This is a genomic window from Sulfitobacter sp. F26204 (assembly GCF_026410305.1).
Lineage (GTDB): Bacteria > Pseudomonadota > Alphaproteobacteria > Rhodobacterales > Rhodobacteraceae > Sulfitobacter.
This window is the reverse complement of sequence record NZ_JAPMLQ010000002.1, coordinates 148,017-167,843: the sequence shown is the minus strand read 5'-3', so window position 1 is coordinate 167,843 and position 19,827 is coordinate 148,017. Positions and strand designations below refer to the sequence as shown.

The 19,827-nt window shown below is 55.3% G+C and carries 23 protein-coding genes; 8 read left to right on the top strand and 15 right to left on the bottom strand.

All coding sequences use genetic code 11. The annotated features are described in order from the left end of the window. Positions 1-24 precede the first annotated feature (24 nt). From OS190_RS04705 to OS190_RS04685, 5 genes are all read right to left on the bottom strand, one after another. A complete protein-coding gene (locus tag OS190_RS04705; RefSeq protein ID WP_267157513.1) occupies positions 25-690 on the bottom strand; it encodes a response regulator in 666 nt (221 codons plus the stop codon). 105 nt (positions 691-795) lie between these two features. Continuing rightward, complete coding sequence (locus tag OS190_RS04700; RefSeq protein ID WP_267157512.1) at positions 796-1,530, bottom strand: sensor histidine kinase; 735 nt, start codon at positions 1,528-1,530, stop codon at positions 796-798. Positions 1,531-1,701: 171 nt separating this feature from the next. Continuing rightward, positions 1,702-3,351 (bottom strand): chaperonin GroEL, encoded by a 1,650-nt coding sequence (gene groL, locus OS190_RS04695; protein ID WP_267157511.1) that lies wholly within the window; start codon positions 3,349-3,351, stop codon positions 1,702-1,704. A 71-nt stretch (positions 3,352-3,422) separates the two neighbouring features. After that, positions 3,423-3,710 (bottom strand): co-chaperone GroES, encoded by a 288-nt coding sequence (gene groES, locus OS190_RS04690; protein ID WP_267157510.1) that lies wholly within the window; start codon positions 3,708-3,710, stop codon positions 3,423-3,425. A 336-nt stretch (positions 3,711-4,046) separates the two neighbouring features. Then, entirely contained in the window at positions 4,047-4,727 is a 681-nt protein-coding gene (locus OS190_RS04685) for a DUF2161 domain-containing phosphodiesterase (protein ID WP_267157509.1), read from the bottom strand. 53 nt (positions 4,728-4,780) lie between these two features. On the opposite strand from OS190_RS04685, the gene OS190_RS04680 reads away from it, so the two are divergent. From OS190_RS04680 to OS190_RS04650, 7 genes are all read left to right on the top strand, one after another. Further along, positions 4,781-5,146, top strand: coding sequence for an MmcQ/YjbR family DNA-binding protein (locus tag OS190_RS04680; protein WP_267157508.1), 366 nt, complete (start codon positions 4,781-4,783; stop codon positions 5,144-5,146). Between the two features lie 62 nt (positions 5,147-5,208). Next, positions 5,209-6,129, top strand: a complete 921-nt coding sequence (locus OS190_RS04675) for a manganese-dependent inorganic pyrophosphatase (protein ID WP_267157507.1) — start codon at positions 5,209-5,211, stop codon at positions 6,127-6,129. Between the two features lie 101 nt (positions 6,130-6,230). Next, positions 6,231-7,103, top strand: a complete 873-nt coding sequence (locus tag OS190_RS04670; RefSeq protein WP_267157506.1) for a TIGR01459 family HAD-type hydrolase — start codon at positions 6,231-6,233, stop codon at positions 7,101-7,103. An 87-nt stretch (positions 7,104-7,190) separates the two neighbouring features. Then, a complete protein-coding gene (locus OS190_RS04665) occupies positions 7,191-7,634 on the top strand; it encodes a MaoC family dehydratase (RefSeq protein WP_267158295.1) in 444 nt (147 codons plus the stop codon). A gap of 56 nt (positions 7,635-7,690) precedes the next feature. Next, positions 7,691-8,623 (top strand): bifunctional riboflavin kinase/FAD synthetase, encoded by a 933-nt coding sequence (locus tag OS190_RS04660; RefSeq protein ID WP_267157505.1) that lies wholly within the window; start codon positions 7,691-7,693, stop codon positions 8,621-8,623. Then, positions 8,620-9,090, top strand: a complete 471-nt coding sequence (locus OS190_RS04655) for a YcgN family cysteine cluster protein (RefSeq protein ID WP_267157504.1) — start codon at positions 8,620-8,622, stop codon at positions 9,088-9,090. Before OS190_RS04660 ends, OS190_RS04655 begins: the two co-directional genes overlap by 4 nt. Continuing rightward, complete coding sequence (locus OS190_RS04650; RefSeq protein WP_267157503.1) at positions 9,090-10,124, top strand: threonine aldolase family protein; 1,035 nt, start codon at positions 9,090-9,092, stop codon at positions 10,122-10,124. The genes OS190_RS04655 and OS190_RS04650 overlap by 1 nt, the downstream gene beginning before the upstream one ends. Positions 10,125-10,219: 95 nt before the next feature. Here OS190_RS04650 and OS190_RS04645 read toward each other — a convergent pair whose 3' ends face one another. Together OS190_RS04645 and OS190_RS04640 are read right to left on the bottom strand one after the other, a co-directional pair. Further along, positions 10,220-10,990 carry an alpha/beta fold hydrolase gene (locus OS190_RS04645; RefSeq protein WP_267157502.1) on the bottom strand — a complete coding sequence of 257 codons (771 nt, stop codon included), beginning with the start codon at positions 10,988-10,990 and terminating at the stop codon, positions 10,220-10,222. A gap of 29 nt (positions 10,991-11,019) precedes the next feature. Then, the gene (locus OS190_RS04640) at positions 11,020-11,616 is read right to left on the bottom strand and encodes a 2-hydroxychromene-2-carboxylate isomerase (protein ID WP_267157501.1); all 597 of its coding nucleotides are present in this window, start codon (positions 11,614-11,616) and stop codon (positions 11,020-11,022) included. Between the two features lie 92 nt (positions 11,617-11,708). Between OS190_RS04640 and OS190_RS04635 the strand changes: the two genes are divergently transcribed. Further along, positions 11,709-12,728, top strand: a complete 1,020-nt coding sequence (locus OS190_RS04635; RefSeq protein ID WP_267157500.1) for a ribose-phosphate pyrophosphokinase — start codon at positions 11,709-11,711, stop codon at positions 12,726-12,728. A gap of 3 nt (positions 12,729-12,731) precedes the next feature. Here OS190_RS04635 and OS190_RS04630 read toward each other — a convergent pair whose 3' ends face one another. The 8 genes from OS190_RS04630 to OS190_RS04595 form a co-directional block, all read right to left on the bottom strand. Beyond that, positions 12,732-13,082: an H-type lectin domain-containing protein gene (locus tag OS190_RS04630; protein ID WP_267157499.1), complete on the bottom strand. Its 351-nt coding sequence runs from the start codon at positions 13,080-13,082 to the stop codon at positions 12,732-12,734. Positions 13,083-13,162: 80 nt separating this feature from the next. Beyond that, the gene (locus tag OS190_RS04625) at positions 13,163-13,522 is read right to left on the bottom strand and encodes a hypothetical protein (protein WP_267157498.1); all 360 of its coding nucleotides are present in this window, start codon (positions 13,520-13,522) and stop codon (positions 13,163-13,165) included. 121 nt (positions 13,523-13,643) lie between these two features. After that, positions 13,644-14,636 (bottom strand): NAD(P)H-dependent flavin oxidoreductase, encoded by a 993-nt coding sequence (locus OS190_RS04620; protein ID WP_267157497.1) that lies wholly within the window; start codon positions 14,634-14,636, stop codon positions 13,644-13,646. Positions 14,637-14,830: 194 nt separating this feature from the next. Further along, entirely contained in the window at positions 14,831-15,259 is a 429-nt protein-coding gene (locus OS190_RS04615) for a F0F1 ATP synthase subunit epsilon (RefSeq protein ID WP_267157496.1), read from the bottom strand. A gap of 14 nt (positions 15,260-15,273) precedes the next feature. Further along, positions 15,274-16,698 (bottom strand): F0F1 ATP synthase subunit beta, encoded by a 1,425-nt coding sequence (atpD, locus tag OS190_RS04610; RefSeq protein ID WP_267157495.1) that lies wholly within the window; start codon positions 16,696-16,698, stop codon positions 15,274-15,276. Between the two features lie 19 nt (positions 16,699-16,717). Then, positions 16,718-17,596 carry a F0F1 ATP synthase subunit gamma gene (locus OS190_RS04605; protein ID WP_267157494.1) on the bottom strand — a complete coding sequence of 293 codons (879 nt, stop codon included), beginning with the start codon at positions 17,594-17,596 and terminating at the stop codon, positions 16,718-16,720. A 14-nt stretch (positions 17,597-17,610) separates the two neighbouring features. Next, positions 17,611-19,149 (bottom strand): F0F1 ATP synthase subunit alpha, encoded by a 1,539-nt coding sequence (atpA, locus tag OS190_RS04600; RefSeq protein ID WP_267157493.1) that lies wholly within the window; start codon positions 19,147-19,149, stop codon positions 17,611-17,613. Beyond that, complete coding sequence (locus OS190_RS04595; protein ID WP_267157492.1) at positions 19,150-19,710, bottom strand: F0F1 ATP synthase subunit delta; 561 nt, start codon at positions 19,708-19,710, stop codon at positions 19,150-19,152. Positions 19,711-19,827: the final 117 nt, after the last annotated feature.

Here is a 19,827-nt window from a genome sequence, read left to right as displayed (position 1 = left end):
TCAAACAGCCCAACCCAAGATGGGTCAATGAAAGATAAAGTCGTCTTCATCATGCAAGACAGCCAATAATTTTTCCGCCTCGGCCGCATCAAACCGGCCCATCATTTCGCTCAAGCGGAATCCATCCAGATTCAGATTACGACGCACCAGGGAAATCACGCTATTCTGCACGTCGCTGTCTTGCAAAGCCGCAATCAGGCCTTGTTGTATGGCTTCGCGCTGCTGTACCGCTTGTCTGGTCAAAAACTGCTGCCGGCGTGCAAGGGTAACAGCATTGATCATCGCACTACGCAAATCTTCGGCATTCATCTCCTCTTTGGTCAAAAAATCATGATAGCCGCTGCGCATTGCCTGAATCGCCGTCTGGCGCGCACCGTCACCTGTGATCATGATCTTGCCTGCATCTTTGTTCAGCTCGTTTTTCAAAACATGATCCAGTGCTTCCATACCGTCGCCAACAGGCAGGCGGTAATCAATCAGGATCAGGTCATAATTTTCTCTGGCCACTGCCGCGTCCAGCGCTTCAATGCTTTCCACCTCGTCCAGCTTGATCGCAAGGTCTGTTTTGTCGCTCATCCGGCGAATGCGCGCCCGGTCGAAATTGCTGTCATCCAGTAACAGGGCACGCATACCTCTCGGTGTCTGGAAGGCACCGGGCACAGACGACATGGTTTCTTCAGAACTCAACATGGCAGGATCCTGGAATTTTTCACTCGGGGAAAGAATTGCGGATAAAGCCTGACAGAACCTTAACGCCGCACATTCTTCAAATCTGATTGTCTACAAATCGAACGGTCACGAAACAGGTTCCTGACGCAACCGCACCTCAACAAGGCTTCCGCGTCCATAGGGTGAATCCTTGATGCGAACCGACCCGCCATATAATGTGGCGATCTTTCGTACATTGGCGAGGCCCATACCACTGCCCTCCACCTCGTCGCGCGGACGCAGGGTCCGCATCGCGCCAAAAACATTTTCACGATATTCCGGCGCAATGCCCGGACCATCATCCGCCACCGAAAGCACAACCTCCTCCCCTTCGATTGCGCTGCATACGACAATCTGTCCCGACTTTTTATCGTGATGTTTCATGGTGTTGCGAATCAATGCACTAAACAGCGTCAGCACATCCCGCTCTCCAATAACAACTGTAGCGCAGTCCAGATTGCGGATCACGGTAAACCCCGGCAAAACCTGTATCTCTTCCAGCACCTGATCCAGCACATTGGACAGATCAACTTCACGCACTTCCTGCATGCGACCGATCCGCGAGAAAGTCAGCAAGTCGACCAGCATGCGGTCCAAGCGACCAGTGTGACGGTTCATCAACTCGATCGAGGCGGCGACCGACGCGTCAATCGGCACTCCCGATTCTTCCAGATCCTCGGCAATCCAATGAGGCAACTCCAACAACGCACGGACCGACGCCCGCACATCATGACTTATCAGATAAATAAAATCCTCAATGTCCTGCGATGAACCGGATTGTTTTTCAGGGACAGGAAGGGATTGGACAGCTTCGGTTTTCATTCACTCTCACCACGCTCAGGTTGTGACAGCCTAGCACTCCGCCCCTTGATGGAGTGTTAACATCCGTTCCCGTAGCCTGCCTGATGGATGCGCAGGCCCAAAACAACAAAAGGCCCGCGAACGGGCCTTTTGCGTATCTTGCCGACTGGCAGGATAGATATAGGGCGAACCTTACATCATGCCGCCCATGCCGCCCATGTCGGGCATGCCGCCGCCCATGCCGCCGCCTGCACCTTCCTTGGAAGGTTTGTCAGCAACCATGGCTTCGGTTGTGATCAGCAGGGAAGCAACAGATGCCGCATCCTGAAGCGCTGTACGCACAACTTTGGCAGGGTCGATCACGCCGAACTTGAACATGTCGCCATATTCTTCGGTCTGCGCGTTGAAACCATAGGTCAAATCGTTGCTCTCGCGGATTTTGCCCGCAACAACCGCACCGTCAACACCGGCGTTCTCGGCGATCTGACGCAGCGGTGCTTCCAGTGCCTTGCGCACGATGGAGATACCGACGTTCTGATCGCTGTTCTCGCCTGTCAGACCTTCAAGCTTCTTGCCTGCCTGAACCAGGGCAACACCACCGCCAACAACGATGCCTTCTTGCACAGCAGCGCGCGTCGCGTTCAGTGCATCGTCAACGCGGTCTTTGCGCTCTTTGACTTCCACTTCGGACATGCCGCCAACGCGGATCACGGCAACACCACCGGCGAGTTTCGCAACACGCTCCTGCAGCTTTTCCTTGTCGTAGTCTGATGTGGTTTCTTCGATCTGGTTGCGGATCTGGGCCACACGTGCCTCGATCTCGGCCTTCTCGCCAGCGCCATCAACAACTGTGGTCTCGTCCTTGGTGATCGACACCTTTTTGGCGGAACCCAGCATGTCCATTGTAACGGACTCAAGCTTCATGCCGAGATCTTCGGAGATCACCTGACCGCCGGTCAGAATGGCAAGGTCCTGCAGCATCGCTTTACGACGATCGCCGAAACCTGGCGCTTTAACCGCTGCAATTTTCAAACCGCCGCGCAGTTTGTTCACAACCAGCGTTGCAAGCGCTTCGCCTTCAACATCTTCTGCGATGATCAGCAAAGGCTTCTGCGACTGGATGACCTGCTCCAACAGTGGAACCATTGGCTGCAAGGAAGACAGCTTCTTCTCGTGCAGCAGAATAATCGCGTCTTCCAGCTCAACAGTCATCTTGTCAGAGTTGGTGACAAAGTAAGGGGACAGGTAACCGCGGTCGAACTGCATGCCTTCAACAACATCGGTCTCTGTTTCCAGACCTTTGTTCTCTTCAACGGTGATCACACCCTCATTGCCAACCTTCTGCATCGCATCCGCGATCTGACGGCCGATTTCTTTTTCACCGTTTGCAGAGATCGTACCAACCTGTGCAACTTCATCGCTGTCGGAAACCGGACGTGCCGCGGCGCGGATGGCCTCAACAACAGTCAGCGTCGCCATGTCGATGCCGCGCTTCAGATCCATCGGGTTCATGCCTGCCGCAACAGACTTCATGCCCTCTTTGACGATGGCCTGCGCCAGAACGGTTGCGGTTGTTGTACCGTCGCCTGCTTCGTCATTGGTACGGGAAGCAACTTCCTTGACCATCTGTGCGCCCATGTTCTCGAACTTGTCTTCCAGTTCGATCTCTTTGGCCACGGAAACACCGTCTTTGGTGATGCGTGGGGCACCGAACGATTTGTCCAGAACCACGTTGCGGCCTTTGGGGCCGAGGGTGACTTTCACCGCGTTTGCCAGAGTGTTCACACCCTTGAGCATTTTGTTGCGGGCATCGGTGTCAAATTTGACGTCCTTAGCTGCCATTTGTCTTCTCCATTTATTTCAGAATTAAGCGTCGAACCACAGGGCGGGGCCTACCCCGCCATCCCCTGATCTCAGGTGATGATCCCCATGATGTCGCTCTCTTTCATCATCAGCATTTCTTCACCGTCTACGGTGACTTCTGTGCCGGACCATTTGCCGAACAGAATCTTGTCGCCAGCTTTCACTGCTGGTGCGATCAACTCGCCGCTGTCTTTGCGAGCGCCTTCGCCCACAGATACAACTTCGCCCTCGGAAGGCTTTTCTTTGGCTGAATCAGGAATAATCAATCCGCCGGCTGTTTTCTCTTCGCTTTCTGTGCGCTTTACCAGCACGCGGTCGTGAAGCGGTTTCAATGCCATCTTTGTAGCTCCTTAAGGCTCAAAGGTTTCTCCCAGCCTGTCGCCCGTTCCTGGGCCGATCAGGCGTTAGCACTCAATCATGTCGAGTGATAACGACGCATAGCTAGGCATGCGGCGACGTGCTGTCAACCAATCGTATGTGAAAAAATATGCGCTCTTTTTGTCACTAAAAATCCAAACGTTTTATGATGATTTTGACGCTTAGGGTCACCTTCGCGTCTCCATTAAAAGATCACGGCCGCCAAGTTGTAGAATTATCAAGGGTAAAAGAGGAGACGAATCGATTTTGGGCCGGTTATGATCGGTACTGAAAAGATGTCCGGCTATCCGCCCTGCTCAATCCGTGCCCAAGACCCGCGGCGTTGTATTCACCGCGTCAGCCCCTGCAGGGCTCAGCCCGTAAACGCCCTTGTCGATCTTTTCAAACCAGCCGTAATAATTGTCCCGCATCACACGTGTTGCAAGGGCGATCCCGGTTTCACTTGCCACGTCCGCGCCTTTGCTGGCGCCGGCCTCAAACAAATAAACCGCAAGCTTCAACGCATCCTGACGATAGGCCGTTACCAATCCTGCCCGCGTCTGTCCCCCGTCGTTCGGATCCCCCTGCCTGCGGGCGAATTCCCGCAGCAAATTGTTTTGCCGTTTTACAGATTTACGTGGCGCATAGGGCCCCGGGTCACAATGTACCTCGACCAAGGCATCTTTCAGCCGCACGGTGATGACGCCCAATCCCAACCGCCGCGCCAGAGCGGTGTTTTCTTTCAGCGATTTGGCAAACCGTCTGCCCGGACTGCGCGCCACAGCAAGATAGACATCATCCGTCACCTTCAACCGCGCCACACATTGATGAAACAAGGCAAGCGAGAACCCCAATTTCAACTCTACCACCACGGGCGGTTCTTCTGCCCGCACGGCGACAACATCCGCTGCGCCGACCTCGGATTTGACCACATACCCCTGATCTTCGAGAAAGGCTTTTATCGGCGGATAGAGGTCGGTTTCACGTGGCTTTGTCATGGGCCTAATCTGCCCTATTTGCGATCCCACTCCAACCCACTAGACTACAGTCAATGACCCGTGATGAATTAAAACGCTTCTGTGCTTCCTTGCCTCAGGCCACCCATGTTGTTCAGTGGGGAAACTCTGATGTTTACAAGGTCGGGGGCAAGATGTTCGCCGTTATTGGGATGGGTGCCGGCGGCAACGCCGTGACTTTCAAAACCAGCGATCTTGCCTTTGAGGTGCTTTCCGACAGTCCCGGTCTGCGCCCTGCCCCCTATCTTGCCTCTCGCGGTTTGAAGTGGATACAGAACTATGCCGCGCCCGGCCTGTCCGACGAAAGCCTGCGCGATCACATCCGTGCGTCGTTCGACATGGTGGTGGCTGGACTTACACGTAAAAAACGAGTCGAACTGGGCCTTGATGCAAGGTCGTGACAATGGGGGGGTGCGCTCCTATAAGACCCTCAAATCCACACTCCACCAAGCAAGGACGCCTCATGACCACGCTCGTATTTGGCCACAAATCCCCTGACACCGACAGTACCGGCAGCCCAATTATCTGGTCTTGGTACCTTAACGAAATCATGGGCGTAGATGCCAAACCCGTCCTTCTGGGTGAACCAAACACCGAAGCACTGTTCATGCTGGAACACTGGAACCTTCCCAAACCTGAAATCATCACAGAAGTTGGTGCCGGCACATCCGTTGTCATCGTCGACACAAACAATCCCGCCGAACTTCCTGCCAATATCAATAACTGCGACATCAAGGCCATCATTGACCACCACCGCCTTGTGGGTGGACTTGAGACCAAGGGCCCGATTCATATGGTCATCAAGCCTTTGGCCTGTACTGCCACCATCATGGTTCAGATCGCAGGCGAAGATTGGGCAAAGGCTCCCAAAGAAATCAAAGGTGCTGCGCTTTCCTGCATTCTGTCCGATACGCTGGAATTCCGCAGCCCCACCACGACGGAAGAAGACCGCGCCGTCGCCACTGCTTTGGCTGCGGATCTGGGCGTCGATATGACCGCCTTTGCTTCGGATATGTTCGCTGCCAAATCCGACGTTTCCGCATTTTCTGACGCAGAACTTCTGCGCATGGACAGCAAGGAAATGGATCTGAACGGCACCGGACTGCGGGTCTCCGTACTTGAAACCACCTCCCCCGCCCCATTATTGGCCCGCAAGGATGCCTTGATGGCTGCGATGCCCGTGGTCGCATCCGAAGACGGAGCCGCAGAGGTATTATTGTTCATCGTAGATATTCTTAAGGAAGAAGCGACGATGCTGATCCCCAACGACACAGTAAAAACCATCGCCGAAAAAAGCTTTGGCGCGACAGTTTCAGGCGATCACGTGGTCTTGCCCGGCATCATGAGCCGTAAAAAGCAGATCATTCCGAACCTCAAGATGTGAGTATATGATGCACCGAAAGGGTGCATGGGGGGTGTAGGGGAGGTGTACACCCGGTGCCCCCGGTTTCGACGCTCCTCAGTCCTCAGAACAAAGGCCTCCTTATGACCAGAATCGTCGAAACCCTCGCCGAAATTTCCGCCCAATATGACGCGCTTTTTGTCGATCTTTGGGGCTGTGTGCATAATGGCGTGGCTGCCCTGCCCGACGCAGTTGCCGCGCTGCAAACCTATCGAAAATCGGGCGGCAAGGTCGTCCTCGTCACCAACGCCCCCCGCCCTTTTGACAGCGTTGCCAAACAGTTAGACCGCTTCGGCGTCGCCGCAGACAGTTGGGACGCCATCGCGACCTCTGGTGATTCTGCCCGCTCGGCAATGTTCCGTGGTACCGTCGGTGAAAAGGTTTGGTTTGTCGGCCAGCCCCATGACCAGAACTTTTTTGAACCTCTTGCGTTACTTGAGGATCCGGTGACCATCACCCAGGTCCCCCTGGAGGAAGCCGAAGGAATCGTCTGCACCGGACCCGTGAATCCTTTGGCCCACCCGGATGAGATGCGCCCACAATTCCTCTATGCAAAGCAAAAAGGCTTGAAACTGCTCTGCGCCAATCCCGACATTGTCGTCGATCGCGGAGAGACACGCGAATGGTGTGCCGGTGCTCTGGCACAGCTTTATACAGAAATGGGCGGCGAGAGCCTTTATTTCGGGAAACCCCATCCACCAATATACGATCTGGCGCGCCGCAGACTTTCCGCTTTGGGCAGCCCTGTCTCGGATGACCGGATTCTCTGTATCGGAGATGGCGTTTTGACCGACATCAAGGGTGCAATGGGCGAAGACCTCGATTCTCTGTTCATCTCTGGCGGTTTGGCTGCATTAGAAACAAAAACAGACATCCAACCTGACCCTGATGCCTTAAGTGCCTACCTGACAAAGGAAATGTCATCGCCAACCTATACCATCGGGTTTTTACGATAATTTTAGTCCTTGATCTTCGGTAATATCAAAGCAATTAAGTTACAAGAATGCCGCGTCATGTGGCAGATTATTGCTTGAGGGTGAGAAATATTGGATAATCTTCTGCGCGGCACGATCTATATCGAAGACATCGAAATTGGCATGATGCGCAACCTGCGCAAGGTTGTGACGGATGAAGACATCGAGATGTTTGCAAAGGTGTCAACCGATCACAACCCGGTGCATATGAACGATGAATATGCCCGTGACAGCATCTTTAGAGGGCGCGTTGCCCATGGCATGCTGACCGCCGGCCTGATCTCTGCGGTGATTGGCGAACAGCTTCCCGGACATGGCACCATCTATACCGGGCAAACGCTGAAATTTCTCGCCCCCGTGCGTCCGGGTGACCTGGTCTATGCCGAGGTGACCGTGACCGACATCGACCCGGTAAAGCGGCGCGTCAAGATGTCTTGTCATTGTTCGGTCGACGACAAAAAGGTCCTGTCCGGCGAAGCCACCGTTTTGGCTCCCTCGCGAGTGGCAGACTGACATCATTTACCCGTTAGGTTCTTGTCTCTGTCGGTCGAGGCCGCTACGCAAGGCACATGCGGATTATCCGAGACTATCAGTTTGTAAGTGACTCAGATCGCGGCGCAACCGCTGCGATTGGCAACTTTGACGGCGTGCATCAAGGGCACTTGTCGGTCATCAATATTGCGCGCGAAGCCTTGCCAGAAGCGCCCTTGGGTGTTGTCACCTTTGAACCGCATCCGCGTGAGTATTTTGCGCCTGATGCCCCACCCTTCCGCCTCATGTCCTCTGCTGCGCGCAGCCACCAACTGCAAAAGGTCGGTGTTGAACGACTGTACGAGTTGGGTTTCAATAATGGTCTGGCCTCGCTCAGCCCCGAAGAATTTGCGCGTGACGTGATCAAGGAAGGTCTGGGCCTGCATCATGTGGTGGTCGGTGCAGACTTCTGTTTTGGAAAAGGCCGCGCTGGAAAGGCAGAGGATCTTTTCCGCTTTGGAGAAATCTACGGTTTCGGCGTGACCATAGCGCCCCTGATGGCAAAGGGCAGCCAAACCGTGTCGTCGACGGCAATCCGCGCGGCCCTCACTTCTGGTGAGACCCGCAAAGCCGCTGATATGCTGGGACATTGGCACCGGATCGACGGCCCCGTCATTTCAGGTGAACAGCGCGGGCGCGAGTTGGGCTATCCGACGGCGAACATGTCGATTGACGGTCTACACCAGCCCGCTTTTGGCGTGTACGCTGTATTGGTCGATGTGCTGGAAGGCCCGCACAAAGGCAAATATCATGGTGTTTCCAGCCTTGGCGTACGCCCGATGTTTGGTGAAAACAAAGCCAATATCGAAACCTTCGTCTTTGACTTCAAAGGTGATTTATACGGCGCGCCCCTGTCAGTTGCATTGGTTGAACATCTGCGCGGCGAGGAAAAATTCGACAGCATCGATGCGCTCATCACCCAAATGGATGCTGATTCAATGCAAGCTCGTGCAGTTTTGGCCGCATTATGAGCGACCAGATCACCCGCACTGGCCTGACCCCGCGGTTTTGGGAAAAGAAACCGCTCAGCAAAATGACACCCACCGAGTGGGAAGCGCTTTGCGACGGCTGCGGCAAATGTTGCCTGAACAAACTTGAGGACGAGGACACCGAAGAGGTTGCCCTGACCCGCGTCGCATGCCGCCTGCTGGACGATGCCACCTGTCTGTGTTCGCATTACGAAAACCGGCATAAGTTTGTCCCCGATTGCATTGTGCTCAGGCCCGACAACCTTGACACACATGCCTACTGGATGCCGCAAACCTGCGCTTATCGCTTGTTATGGCAGGGGAAATCCCTGCCCGACTGGCACCCCCTGATCAGTGGCACACCCGATTCTGTCCACCGGGCGGGCATATCAATGCGGGGACGCACCGTATCAGAATTCGACACCCCGTTCGAAGAATGGGAGGATCATATCATCGAGGAACCAATCTGATGTTTTTTGCTTCTGACAATGCAGGCCCCGTGCATCCCAAAGTGATGGAACGGGTCATTGCAGCAAACACTGCTCACCAAATGCCCTATGGCAATGACACCATCATGGACGAAGTCCGTGAACGCATCCGCGCACTGTTCGAAGCGCCGCAGGCCGAGGTATTTCTGGTTGCCACGGGCACCGCCGCCAATGCCTTGGCACTGGCCTGTTATACGCAACCCTGGCAGACGACCTTTTGTTCAAAAGTGGCGCATATTCAAGAGGATGAGTGCAACGCACCAGAGTTTTATGCAAGCGGTGCAAAGCTGACCCTGATCGACACAGACGACAAGATGACCCCGAGCGCCCTGGATGCCGCAATCAAGGGGCAAGTCGTTGGCAATGTACATGCGGCACAACCCGGCGCTGTTTCGATCACACAAGTGACGGAACGAGGGTCGGTACATTCACTGGCCGAAATCCAGGCTCTTACTGCAGTGGCCAAGGCGCATAGCCTGCCTGTGCATCTGGACGGTGCGCGATTTGCCAATGCGATGGTGGCACTGGATTGCACAGCGGCAGAGATGTCGTGGAAATCGGGCGTCGATGTGCTGAGCTTCGGGGGCACAAAAAACGGGTGTATGGGTGTCGAAGCTGTTGTTTTCTTTGATCCTTCCAAAGCCTGGGAATTCGAATTGCGACGCAAACGAGGGGCGCATCTGTTTTCAAAGCACCGCTTTCTATCGGCCCAAATGGCGGGCTATCTGAGCGATGATACTTTTGCGGAAATCGCCGTCCAAGCCAACAAGAATGCTGCCTATCTTGCGGAAGGATTGGGCAAGGCCGGTGCCGGGTTCTTGCATGAGCCGCAGGCCAATATGATATTTGCCCGCTGGCCGCGTGTCCTGCATCAAAAGCTTCATGAAGCAGGGGCGCGCTATTACCTGTGGGACGGCCCTCTCGATGGGCCGGAAGATGAAGTGATCGCGGCGCGGCTGGTTTGCGACTGGTCCCTTGAACGCAGTCAGATCGATACGTTTCTCAGCCATTTCTGAACATTTCGAACCTGCCATTTCGTACGCACCGGAGGCACCCCGCCAGTCATAGACCGGGCCAACCCTTGCATCCCGTCGGCGCGCTAAACTTGTGTTTAGCTACCTGCGAGATGCGGGGCCAGTGCCGCGGCGACTTCGGCCGGATGTGTGATCGGGGCCATGTGCCCCGCGCCGTCAATCACCGCTTGCTGTGCGTTCGGCATCCGCGTCGCGAGACCATTGTTCGTCACCGTAATCGCGTCATAGGAAAGTGCCCCGCGCATGATGAGGGTTGGAATGCGACAGGCCTCCAGCACACCTTCATTCAACAACCCGGCGGTATCGTCATACAGCAGCCCGTAGGTATTGGGCACCACATGAATGGCACGAGCCATGGCGGTGCGGGTGCGTTCTGACAATGCGTCCCATACCGTGTCTTCATCACTCCACATACGATTGAAAGAACGTGCCGCTGCTTCGTAGTGCCCTGCATCAATTGCGTCACGAAACGGTTGTGCCTCAGTGTCATGGCTGTTGAGCGACTCTGGTGCATCCAACTTGGCAATGGCCATGAAAACGGGTTCGATCATGGTCAAACTGCGTATCTTCTCAGGGTATTCAACCGCCATCCGCAAGGCGATCATAGCCCCAAAGGAATGCCCAATCACATCCATTGGCCCGTCATCCATTGCCGCGACAGAGGCCTGAAATACGGTTTCGCCAAAATCACTGGCTTCGTCCCAATCTACGCTGGACCCATGGCTGGGCATGTCAGGTGCGATAAAGGTCAGTTCAGGCAATGCTTTGGACAAGCCTGCCCAAGCTCCACCAAATCCCATCGTGCAATGCAGCGCCAAGGTCCGACGCGCGCCATTGCCAAGGATCATGACGCTGGGGGCAAAGCCCGCCTGCCCCCTCAAAGAGTCCCCGCAAGGTAGGCGTCGACATCATCGATCCGATCCTGCCCCCAGAAGCGTTGGTCATCGATGATAAAGAAAGGCGCACCAAAGACGCCACGCTCGACAGCCTCTTCCAAATTACGGGCGTAGGTGTCGGCCCCTGCCAGCAAGCCACTGTCAGCCAAATCCGGATCAAACCCTGCCTCAATCAGACAGGCCCGTACGACGGCATCCTCTGCAATATTCTTTTCTTCTGCCCAGACAGTGCGGAAAATCGCATGTGCCAACTTGCCCAGATCACCACCTCCGGCATTTTGCGCCGCGATAAAGGCATAGGCGGCGGGTGCGCCATTGGTCGGCCAATGGGCAGGTTTGAGGTTAAAAGGCATACCCCGCTTTCTGGCCTGTCTCAGCAGATCAATTTCCCTGTATTCAATCCGGCTGATGTGGCGGTCCTTGGGTGGTGTGCCGCCGGTACGGCCAAAGGCAGCGACAATATCAAAGGGTTTGTAATTGATGCTTGCCCCATGTTTGGCGGCCACCGCTTCGAGGCGCTGGTCAGCGAGGTAGCAATAAGGCGATAGTGTCGCGAAAAAATAATCGATTTGGGTCATTTGGACCTCCCTAAGGTTTGCCGCAAGGTAGACGCGTGTTAAGCGAGGTTCAATGTAACGAATCTGTCATATCCCGCTGCCACGGAGCATCTATGCCACGCACATCTGAACCGAAAATCATCTCGGGTAATGCCAACTTGCCTCTGGCCAAAGCGATTGCAAGGCGCATGTCACTACATCGTGGCGTCAACGTCGGGTTGGTTGATACACGGGTGGAACGGTTCAATGACGGCGAGATTTTCGTCGAGGTGTTCGAAAATGTGCGGGGCGAGGATATGTTTATCATCCAGTCCACTTCGAACCCTGCCAATGACAATCTGATGGAACTGCTGATCATGGCCGATGCACTGCGCAGGTCATCCGCCGCGAGGGTCACCGCCGTCCTGCCCTATTTCGGATATGCGAGACAGGACCGCCGCACCAAGGCCCGCACGCCGATCACGGCCAAGATGGTCGCAAACATGCTGGTGGGGACAGGTATCGAACGTGTTCTCACGATGGACCTGCATGCAGCTCAAATTCAGGGGTTTTTCGATATACCGGTCGACAACCTTTATGCCTCTCCGGTCTTCGCGCTCGACATCAAACATGAATTCAAGGACCAAATGAGCGACTTGATGGTCGTGTCGCCAGACGTGGGTGGTGTGGCACGGGCAAGGGAACTGGCCAAGCGGATCAACTCTCCTCTCGCGATTGTAGATAAGCGCCGCGAAAAGCCCGGCGAGATCGCAGAAATGACGGTGATTGGTGACGTGACAGGCAAAACCTGTCTGATTGTCGATGACATTTGCGACACGGCGGGCACGCTGTGCAAGGCCGCCGAAGTGCTGTTGGAAAATGGTGCTAAAGAGGTTCACTCCTATATCAGTCACGGCGTCATGTCCGGCCCAGCCGTCGAACGTATCACCAATTCCGTGATGAAATCACTGGTCATCACAGACAGCATCCAGCCCACCAACGAAATCAAGAAAGCGGCGAACATTCGTATTGTCCCGACGGCACCGATATTTGCACAGGCAATTTTGAACATCTGGAACGGCACATCAGTATCATCGCTGTTCGAAGCAGAGACCCTGGGGCCTATCTATGACGGAATGTATACGCTGGACTAAGGGTTAGATCACATCCCAATCATCCAGTTCCGACATCTCACCAATTGCCATCCAAGCAATGCGGATACGGGCAATGCGGGTATCGCCCCACGTGCGGAACACCATATCAAAACCCGATTTCGTGACGGATTCCGCCTCGATGTCGGCACGCATGATGGTGGTTGCGTCCAGATCCCATAATGACGGCGAAAGTTGTACCGTTGGCGGTGCCTTGTACTTTTCGCTGAACTTGATATGGCGGCGGCGTTCACGCTGGCCACGCCCTGTCCACATTTCACCGCCATCTTCGTAGTCCGTGAACAGGATAACATCCCCGCTATCAATACCGACGGTGTGGCTTCTAAGTTTTTTCATGAAATGCGGTGCCTGAAGTGTCTGAGTTGATTGGGGGACAGGATAACGAAGACTTCGCAGGGGTCAAAGGGGCTATCGTGTCAACGATGGATCCTGATCCCACGATCCTTGGCAAATTTCCGGCAATACTGAGTCCAGTCGCGAAACTCCTGCGAAAAGAAAACGCGCGCGCCCTTGGCCTCCCATTTTTCAGTCTTGTTGTCGATTTTTTCCCAGATCGCATGGGCGGTAACAGCAAGGCCTTCACTATTGGCTTGGGCCATTGCGGCCTCGGCCCATTGAGTTGCAGCAAGCATCAGCTTGTCAGCACTTTCGTCCGTTTTGACCCATTGCGCCGCATTTTGGAAAAGCGACGCGCAGTCGGCCATGCTTTCGCTATAGGGTTGGGACCCGACAGGACCGGGGAACATGCAAAAGGTTGCAAACAGTATTTTTTTCATCGCTCCAACCTTCAGAGTCATGAGAATGGAGCGCCAGCATGTAGCGAAAACGATGGCTTGACGAAGGCGGGGAGGCGCCGGAATCTGGAAAACCTCGGCGGCTCAACTCAAGTCTTGGGATCTATAAGTCTGTCCGGATGGAACGGAGCGCCCTCAGCGCTTCCTGATGAATTTCCTCGACGATCTCTGCTGCGGGCATGGTTTTACGTACCAGCGACACCCCCTGCCCCGCCCAGAGCGACATTGCCTCAATATCACCTGTTGTACCGGGCAGCGGCGTATAACTTTGGTACCGCATCACGGATTCACCTGTTGGGCTCCTTCCGATAACTTCATTCTCATTGGGTCTCGTGCCGATCGCCGGGCTGCCTGCATCCAGCCAGCTTTGCGAGGTTGAATTCAACAAGGTACGGTGCGGGGCGTCGGGCCATGCCACATCATAGAGTTCCTCATACCAACCTGTTTGATCTTCACTCGCAGCAAGGATGCTGCGCTGATAGGTGTCATGCACGGTCGCTTCGTCACTTGCCAGAAAACGGGTTCCAACCCAAACACCCGAGGCACCCAGCATCAGGGCTGCGGCCATGCCGCGTCCATCTGCGATGCCACCTGCGGCGACAACAGGCACCTTGACGGCATCAACAACAGCCGGAACAAGCGCCATCGTTGCCACCCGCCCCCAGACGTGTCCCCCTGCTTCCCAGCCTTGCGCGACAATGATATCGGCGCCCGCCTCTTCTGCTATGCTTGCTTCAGCGGCACTTCCCACACTGACCATCACGACGAGACCCGCAGTCTTGGCGGTTTTTATCGCTGCCGGCTCCAACCCCCAGAACAGGGAAACCCCAAACACGCCCGCCTCAATGCAGGCTGCGAGATGCTCTTCGTAGGGAAATGACATATTCAGGTTCACCGCAAAATTGCGAGGTGTTAGCCTCTGCACCCGAGCGATTGTAGCTTTAACTTCGTCAATGGGTTTTCCCCAGAGAGGAATAACACCAAACCCACCGGCGTTGCAGACCGCCGCAACCAGATCAGGCCCCGCCGCACCGCCCATCGGGGCAGAGAGAATTGGTTTTTCGATGTTCAAAAGCTTACAGAGGGCGCTGCGCAAAACTAATCTCCAGTGGCTACAGGAGGCATGCTGGGCGCGACGGCCTGTTCATGTCAAGAGCGCTGGCAGAACCCTTGTTTGACGCATTAGAACAAATAGCAACGGGATGAGGGCCTGAGCAGCCTCATCCAGGGTCATTTCAGAAAAAAGGCCCCGCAAGAGCGAGGCCTTTTTCGTTTTGGAAAGAACGCCTTTTACTGCTTGGCAGTCAGGCCCATGTGATCGCCCATGGCAACCATGTCCGACAGCAGCTTGGCTGCGTCATCCACGGGGCCGGGCTCGTTTTCAAAGGCTTCTTTTGCCTTTGAATACATGTTTCTGGCTTCTTCCATCATCTCGTCGAGGTGCTCTTGGGTCATGTCACCCTTGGCGACCGCACGTTCTGCCAGAACCGAAACGCCGTCTGCTCTGATTTCGGCGAAACCGCCGGTGACCACAAATTGCTCCGGCCCTTCTGGGCATTCAACACTCAGTACACCTGGGCGCAGGGTGGTGATGGTGGGGGCGTGCCCCTCCATCGCCGTCAAATCACCGTCAGCACCGGGAATCTGGACGGATGTGACCTGCAAAGAGGCCAACCGCCGTTCAGGCGATACCAGATCGAATTGCATCGTGTCCGCCATTGCTCACGTCTCCCTTAGGCTGCGTCTGCTGCCATCTTTTCGGCTTTCGCCTTTACGTCATCGATGCCGCCAACCATATAGAAGGCACCTTCGGGCAGGTGGTCATATTCACCGGCAACAACCGCTTTGAACGAAGCAATCGTGTCTTCCAATGGCACCTGAACACCGTCAGAGCCTGTGAACACCTTGGCCACGTCAAACGGCTGGGACAGGAAACGCTCGATCTTGCGCGCACGGGCCACGGCCAGTTTGTCGTCCTCGGAGAGTTCGTCCATACCGAGAATCGCGATGATGTCCTGAAGCGACTTGTAGCGCTGAAGCACCTGCTGCACGTCGGTGGCAACCTTGTAGTGCTCTTCACCGATGATCTGCGGGTCAAGCAGGCGGGATGTGGAACCAAGCGGGTCCACAGCCGGATAGATGCCTTTTTCCGAGATCGCACGGTCGAGAACGGTTGTCGCATCGAGGTGAGCGAATGATGTTGCGGGTGCGGGGTCGGTCAAGTCATCCGCAGGCACGTAAACGGCCTGAACGGAAGTGATCGAACCGTTTTTCGTAGAAGAAATACGCTCCTGCATCGCACCCATGTCAGTTGCAAGTGTTGGCTGGTATCCAACCGCGGAAGGAATACGACCCAAAAGGGCCGAAACTTCGGAACCGGCCTGGGTAAAGCGGAAGATGTTGTCCACAAAGAACAAAACGTCAGAACCGGATTCGTCGCGGAACTGTTCGGCCAGTGTCAGGCCGGACAGGGCAACACGCATACGCGCACCGGGAGGTTCGTTCATCTGGCCGTAGACCAGCGCAATTTTGGAATCGACCAGATTGTCAGGAACGATAACCCCGGATTCGATCATTTCGTGGTAAAGGTCGTTCCCTTCACGGGTACGCTCCCCCACACCCGCAAACACGGACACACCGGAGTGCACCTTGGCGATGTTGTTGATCAATTCCATGATCAGAACGGTTTTGCCAACGCCCGCACCGCCGAACAGACCAATTTTACCACCCTTGGTGTAAGGGGCCAACAGGTCGATCACCTTGATGCCAGTGGTCAGGATTTCGGTCTCGGTGGACTGCTCGGCAAATGCCGGTGCTTCACCGTGGATACCGCGCGTTTCCTTGGTTTCAACAGCGCCCTTTTCATCAACCGGGTCGCCGGTGACGTTCAGGATGCGACCCAATGTGGCCTTGCCGACCGGCACCTGAATGGGTGCACCCGTGTCGGTTACTTTCGCGCCGCGCACGAGACCTTCGGTCGCGTCCATCGCAATGGTGCGGACAGTGTTTTCGCCAAGGTGCTGGGCCACTTCGAGAACCAGCTTGTTGCCGTTGTTGTCTGTGTTCAGAGCGTTGAGGATCTCTGGCAGGTTATCTTCGAACTGCACGTCAACGACGGCGCCGATGACCTGAGTAATTTTGCCGACTGCTTGTGCCATGTCGTTTCTCCGGTTTTGCTTACAGCGCTTCCGCGCCGGAAATGATTTCGATCAGCTCGTTCGTGATGACGGCCTGACGGGAACGGTTGTATTCGATTGTCAGGTTATCGATCATCTCGCCCGCATTGCGTGTGGCGTTATCCATCGCTGACATGCGTGCACCCTGTTCGGACGCCGCATTTTCCAGAAGTCCCGAGAAGATCGCCGTAGCGACACCGCGGGGCAGCAAATCTGCAAGGATTGCTTCTTCTGAGGGTTCATAATCGAACAGTGTTGTAACGCCCGTATCCTCGCCGGTTTCCTCAAACTTCGCAGGAATGATCTGCTGGGCCTGCGGGATCTGGCTGACCACATTGACGAAATCTGCGTAGAACAGGGTCGCGACGTCGAATTCGCCATTGTCAAAACGGCCAAGAACGTCCTTGGCGATACCCTGTGCATCTGCATAGCTCAACCGTTTGACCTCGGTCATGTCGACATGGCCGACCAGATGATCTGCATAGTCACGCTTGAGCTGATCACGGCCCTTTTTGCCGACAGTCAGGATTTTCACCTCTTTACCGGCAGCAAGCAGTTCCTGGGCATGAACCTTGGCTTTCTTCACGATATTCGTGTTGAAACCGCCGCAGAGGCCGCGCTCTGACGTCATAACGATCAACAGGTGAACCTTGTCTGATCCTGTACCGCTGAGCAGCTTGGGAGCAGAGTCAGACCCGCCAACCGATGCCGCCAGCCCCGCCATCACAGCGTTAAAACGCTCAGTGTAGGGGCGCGACATTTCGGCAGCTTCCTGCGCGCGGCGAAGTTTCGCCGCGGCAACCATCTGCATGGCTTTCGTGATCTTGCGCGTCGATTTAACGCTCGCGATCCGGTTTTTAAGGACTTTGAGATTTGCCATTGGCTTCTCTCTCCTTAAGCGAAGTCAGCGGCGTATGAATCGAGCGCTGCTTTGATTTTGTCTTCCAGCTCGTCTTTCACCTTGCGATCGTTGTCGGTGATGTCCTTGAGCAGGTCGGCGTGTTTGCCGCGCAGATGTGCCAGCAAGCCCTGTTCCCAGCGGCCGACTTCGGCGACGGGCAGCTTGTCGAGGTAGCCTTTGGTGCCTGCATAGATGACGCAGACAATTTCTGAGTTGGACAGCGGCGCATATTGTGGCTGCTTCATCAGTTCGGTCAGACGGGCACCACGGTTCAGCAACTGCTGTGTCGCGGCATCAAGGTCGGACCCGAACTGCGCGAATGCGGCCATTTCACGGTACTGGGCGAGAGACAGTTTGACCGGACCCGCGACCGAGGACATCGCTTTGGTCTGGGCAGATGAACCCACACGAGAAACCGACAGGCCGGTGTTAACAGCGGGACGAATGCCCTGATAGAACAATTCGGTTTCAAGAAAGATCTGACCGTCGGTGATCGAAATCACGTTTGTCGGAATAAATGCGGAAACGTCGCCACCCTGTGTTTCGATAATCGGCAAAGCGGTCAATGAACCGTTGCCTGCGTCATCGCCCAGCTTCGCGGAACGCTCAAGCAGACGGGAGTGAAGATAGAAAACGTCACCGGGATAGGCTTCGCGGCCTGGTGGGCGACGCAGAAGCAGGGACATCTGACGATAGGACACGGCCTGCTTGGAAAGGTCATCATAGATGATCAAAGCGTGGCGGCCATTGTCGCGGAAGAATTCCGCCATGGCTGTTGCGGCATAGGGCGCGAGGAACTGCATCGGTGCAGGCTCGGACGCGGTGGCGGCCACAACGATGCAATATTCCATTGCACCGGCTTCTTCAAGTTTCTTGACCAGCTGCGCAACAGTCGAACGCTTCTGGCCGATCGCGACGTACACACAGTACATCTTTTTGCTTTCGTCACCTTCTGCGGCGGCGTTGACCTGTGCCTGGTTCAGCATCGCATCCAGAGCAACAGCCGTTTTACCGGTCTGACGGTCACCAATGATCAATTCGCGTTGACCACGGCCAATCGGGATCATCGCGTCAACGGATTTGAGACCTGTGGCCATCGGCTCGTGCACGGACTTCCGTGGAATGATACCTGGTGCCTTGACGTCGGCGATGCCGCGCTCTGTTGCTTCGATCGGGCCCTTGCCGTCAATCGGATTACCCAGACCATCCACAACACGCCCCAGCAAACCGTTACCGATTGGCACGTCCACGATGGAGTTGGTGCGCTTGACCGTGTCACCCTCTTTGATGTCACGATCGTTACCGAAGATAACCACACCGACGTTGTCGGATTCGAGGTTCAGGGCCATCCCCTGAATACCGCCGGGGAATTCGACCATTTCACCGGCCTGGACATTGTCCAGACCGTAAACACGCGCGATACCGTCACCGACGGAAAGAACGCGGCCGACTTCGGCGACTTCTGCTTCTTGACCAAAGTTCTTGATCTGGTCCTTTAGGATTGCAGAAATTTCTGCAGCTTGGATACCCATTTATCCGACCTCTTTCATTACATTCTGGAGGGAATTGAGCTTCGCGCGAATCGACGTGTCGATCATCTTGGAGCCCACTTTGACGATAAGTCCGCCGATGAGAGATTCATCAACAGACGATTGAAGTGTTACGGTTTTGCCCGTGGACGCCGTGAGCGACTTGGCAAGCTTGTCGGACTGCGCCTTGGTAAGCGCCTTGGCAGATGTCACCTCGGCGGTGACTTCGCCTTTGTCTTCTGCAATGGCCTCACGCAGGGTCTTGACCAGCTGCGGCAGGACAAACAGGCGGCGCTTGGACGCCATCAGCGCCAGCGTATTGGCCATTGTCTTGGAAATTTTCATCTTTTTGGCGATCGCCGCGATGGCCACGCCCTGCTCATCGCGTGTGTAGATCGGCGAGTGGATCAAATTGCGAAAGTCTTCACTTTCGTTCAGGGCACCCGATAGGGCATCAAGGTCGGTTTCAATGGCTTTGACCGTCTTGCCTGCTTTGGCCAGGTCAAACACGGCAGATGCGTAACGCTGCGCGATGCCTGTGGAAATCGAAGCTGTTTCGGACACGTCCATCCTCTCAATCTGTCAAACCGGATATGCGAACAGGTCGCGTCACCGGATAGTTGGCGCGGCTTGAATCGGATCAAGACGTCTAAATCAGGGGCGATGTAGCAGAGCGGTTCA

Coding starts and splice junctions, on each gene's coding strand:
- OS190_RS04700 (WP_267157512.1), bottom strand. CDS start 1,530: ATGAAAACCGAAGCTGTCCAATCCCTTCCTGTCCCTGAAAAACAATCC.
- OS190_RS04640 (WP_267157501.1), bottom strand. CDS start 11,616: ATGACCCAAATCGATTATTTTTTCGCGACACTATCGCCTTATTGCTAC.
- OS190_RS04705 (WP_267157513.1), bottom strand. CDS start 690: ATGTTGAGTTCTGAAGAAACCATGTCGTCTGTGCCCGGTGCCTTCCAG.
- OS190_RS04685 (WP_267157509.1), bottom strand. CDS start 4,727: ATGACAAAGCCACGTGAAACCGACCTCTATCCGCCGATAAAAGCCTTT.
- OS190_RS04650 (WP_267157503.1), top strand. CDS start 9,090: ATGTTTTTTGCTTCTGACAATGCAGGCCCCGTGCATCCCAAAGTGATG.
- OS190_RS04670 (WP_267157506.1), top strand. CDS start 6,231: ATGACCAGAATCGTCGAAACCCTCGCCGAAATTTCCGCCCAATATGAC.
- OS190_RS04680 (WP_267157508.1), top strand. CDS start 4,781: ATGACCCGTGATGAATTAAAACGCTTCTGTGCTTCCTTGCCTCAGGCC.
- OS190_RS04645 (WP_267157502.1), bottom strand. CDS start 10,990: ATGATCCTTGGCAATGGCGCGCGTCGGACCTTGGCGCTGCATTGCACG.
- groL (WP_267157511.1), bottom strand. CDS start 3,351: ATGGCAGCTAAGGACGTCAAATTTGACACCGATGCCCGCAACAAAATG.
- OS190_RS04615 (WP_267157496.1), bottom strand. CDS start 15,259: ATGGCGGACACGATGCAATTCGATCTGGTATCGCCTGAACGGCGGTTG.
- atpD (WP_267157495.1), bottom strand. CDS start 16,698: ATGGCACAAGCAGTCGGCAAAATTACTCAGGTCATCGGCGCCGTCGTT.
- OS190_RS04605 (WP_267157494.1), bottom strand. CDS start 17,596: ATGGCAAATCTCAAAGTCCTTAAAAACCGGATCGCGAGCGTTAAATCG.
- atpA (WP_267157493.1), bottom strand. CDS start 19,149: ATGGGTATCCAAGCTGCAGAAATTTCTGCAATCCTAAAGGACCAGATC.
- OS190_RS04635 (WP_267157500.1), top strand. CDS start 11,709: ATGCCACGCACATCTGAACCGAAAATCATCTCGGGTAATGCCAACTTG.
- OS190_RS04625 (WP_267157498.1), bottom strand. CDS start 13,522: ATGAAAAAAATACTGTTTGCAACCTTTTGCATGTTCCCCGGTCCTGTC.
- OS190_RS04660 (WP_267157505.1), top strand. CDS start 7,691: ATGCGGATTATCCGAGACTATCAGTTTGTAAGTGACTCAGATCGCGGC.
- OS190_RS04655 (WP_267157504.1), top strand. CDS start 8,620: ATGAGCGACCAGATCACCCGCACTGGCCTGACCCCGCGGTTTTGGGAA.
- OS190_RS04675 (WP_267157507.1), top strand. CDS start 5,209: ATGACCACGCTCGTATTTGGCCACAAATCCCCTGACACCGACAGTACC.
- groES (WP_267157510.1), bottom strand. CDS start 3,710: ATGGCATTGAAACCGCTTCACGACCGCGTGCTGGTAAAGCGCACAGAA.
- OS190_RS04630 (WP_267157499.1), bottom strand. CDS start 13,082: ATGAAAAAACTTAGAAGCCACACCGTCGGTATTGATAGCGGGGATGTT.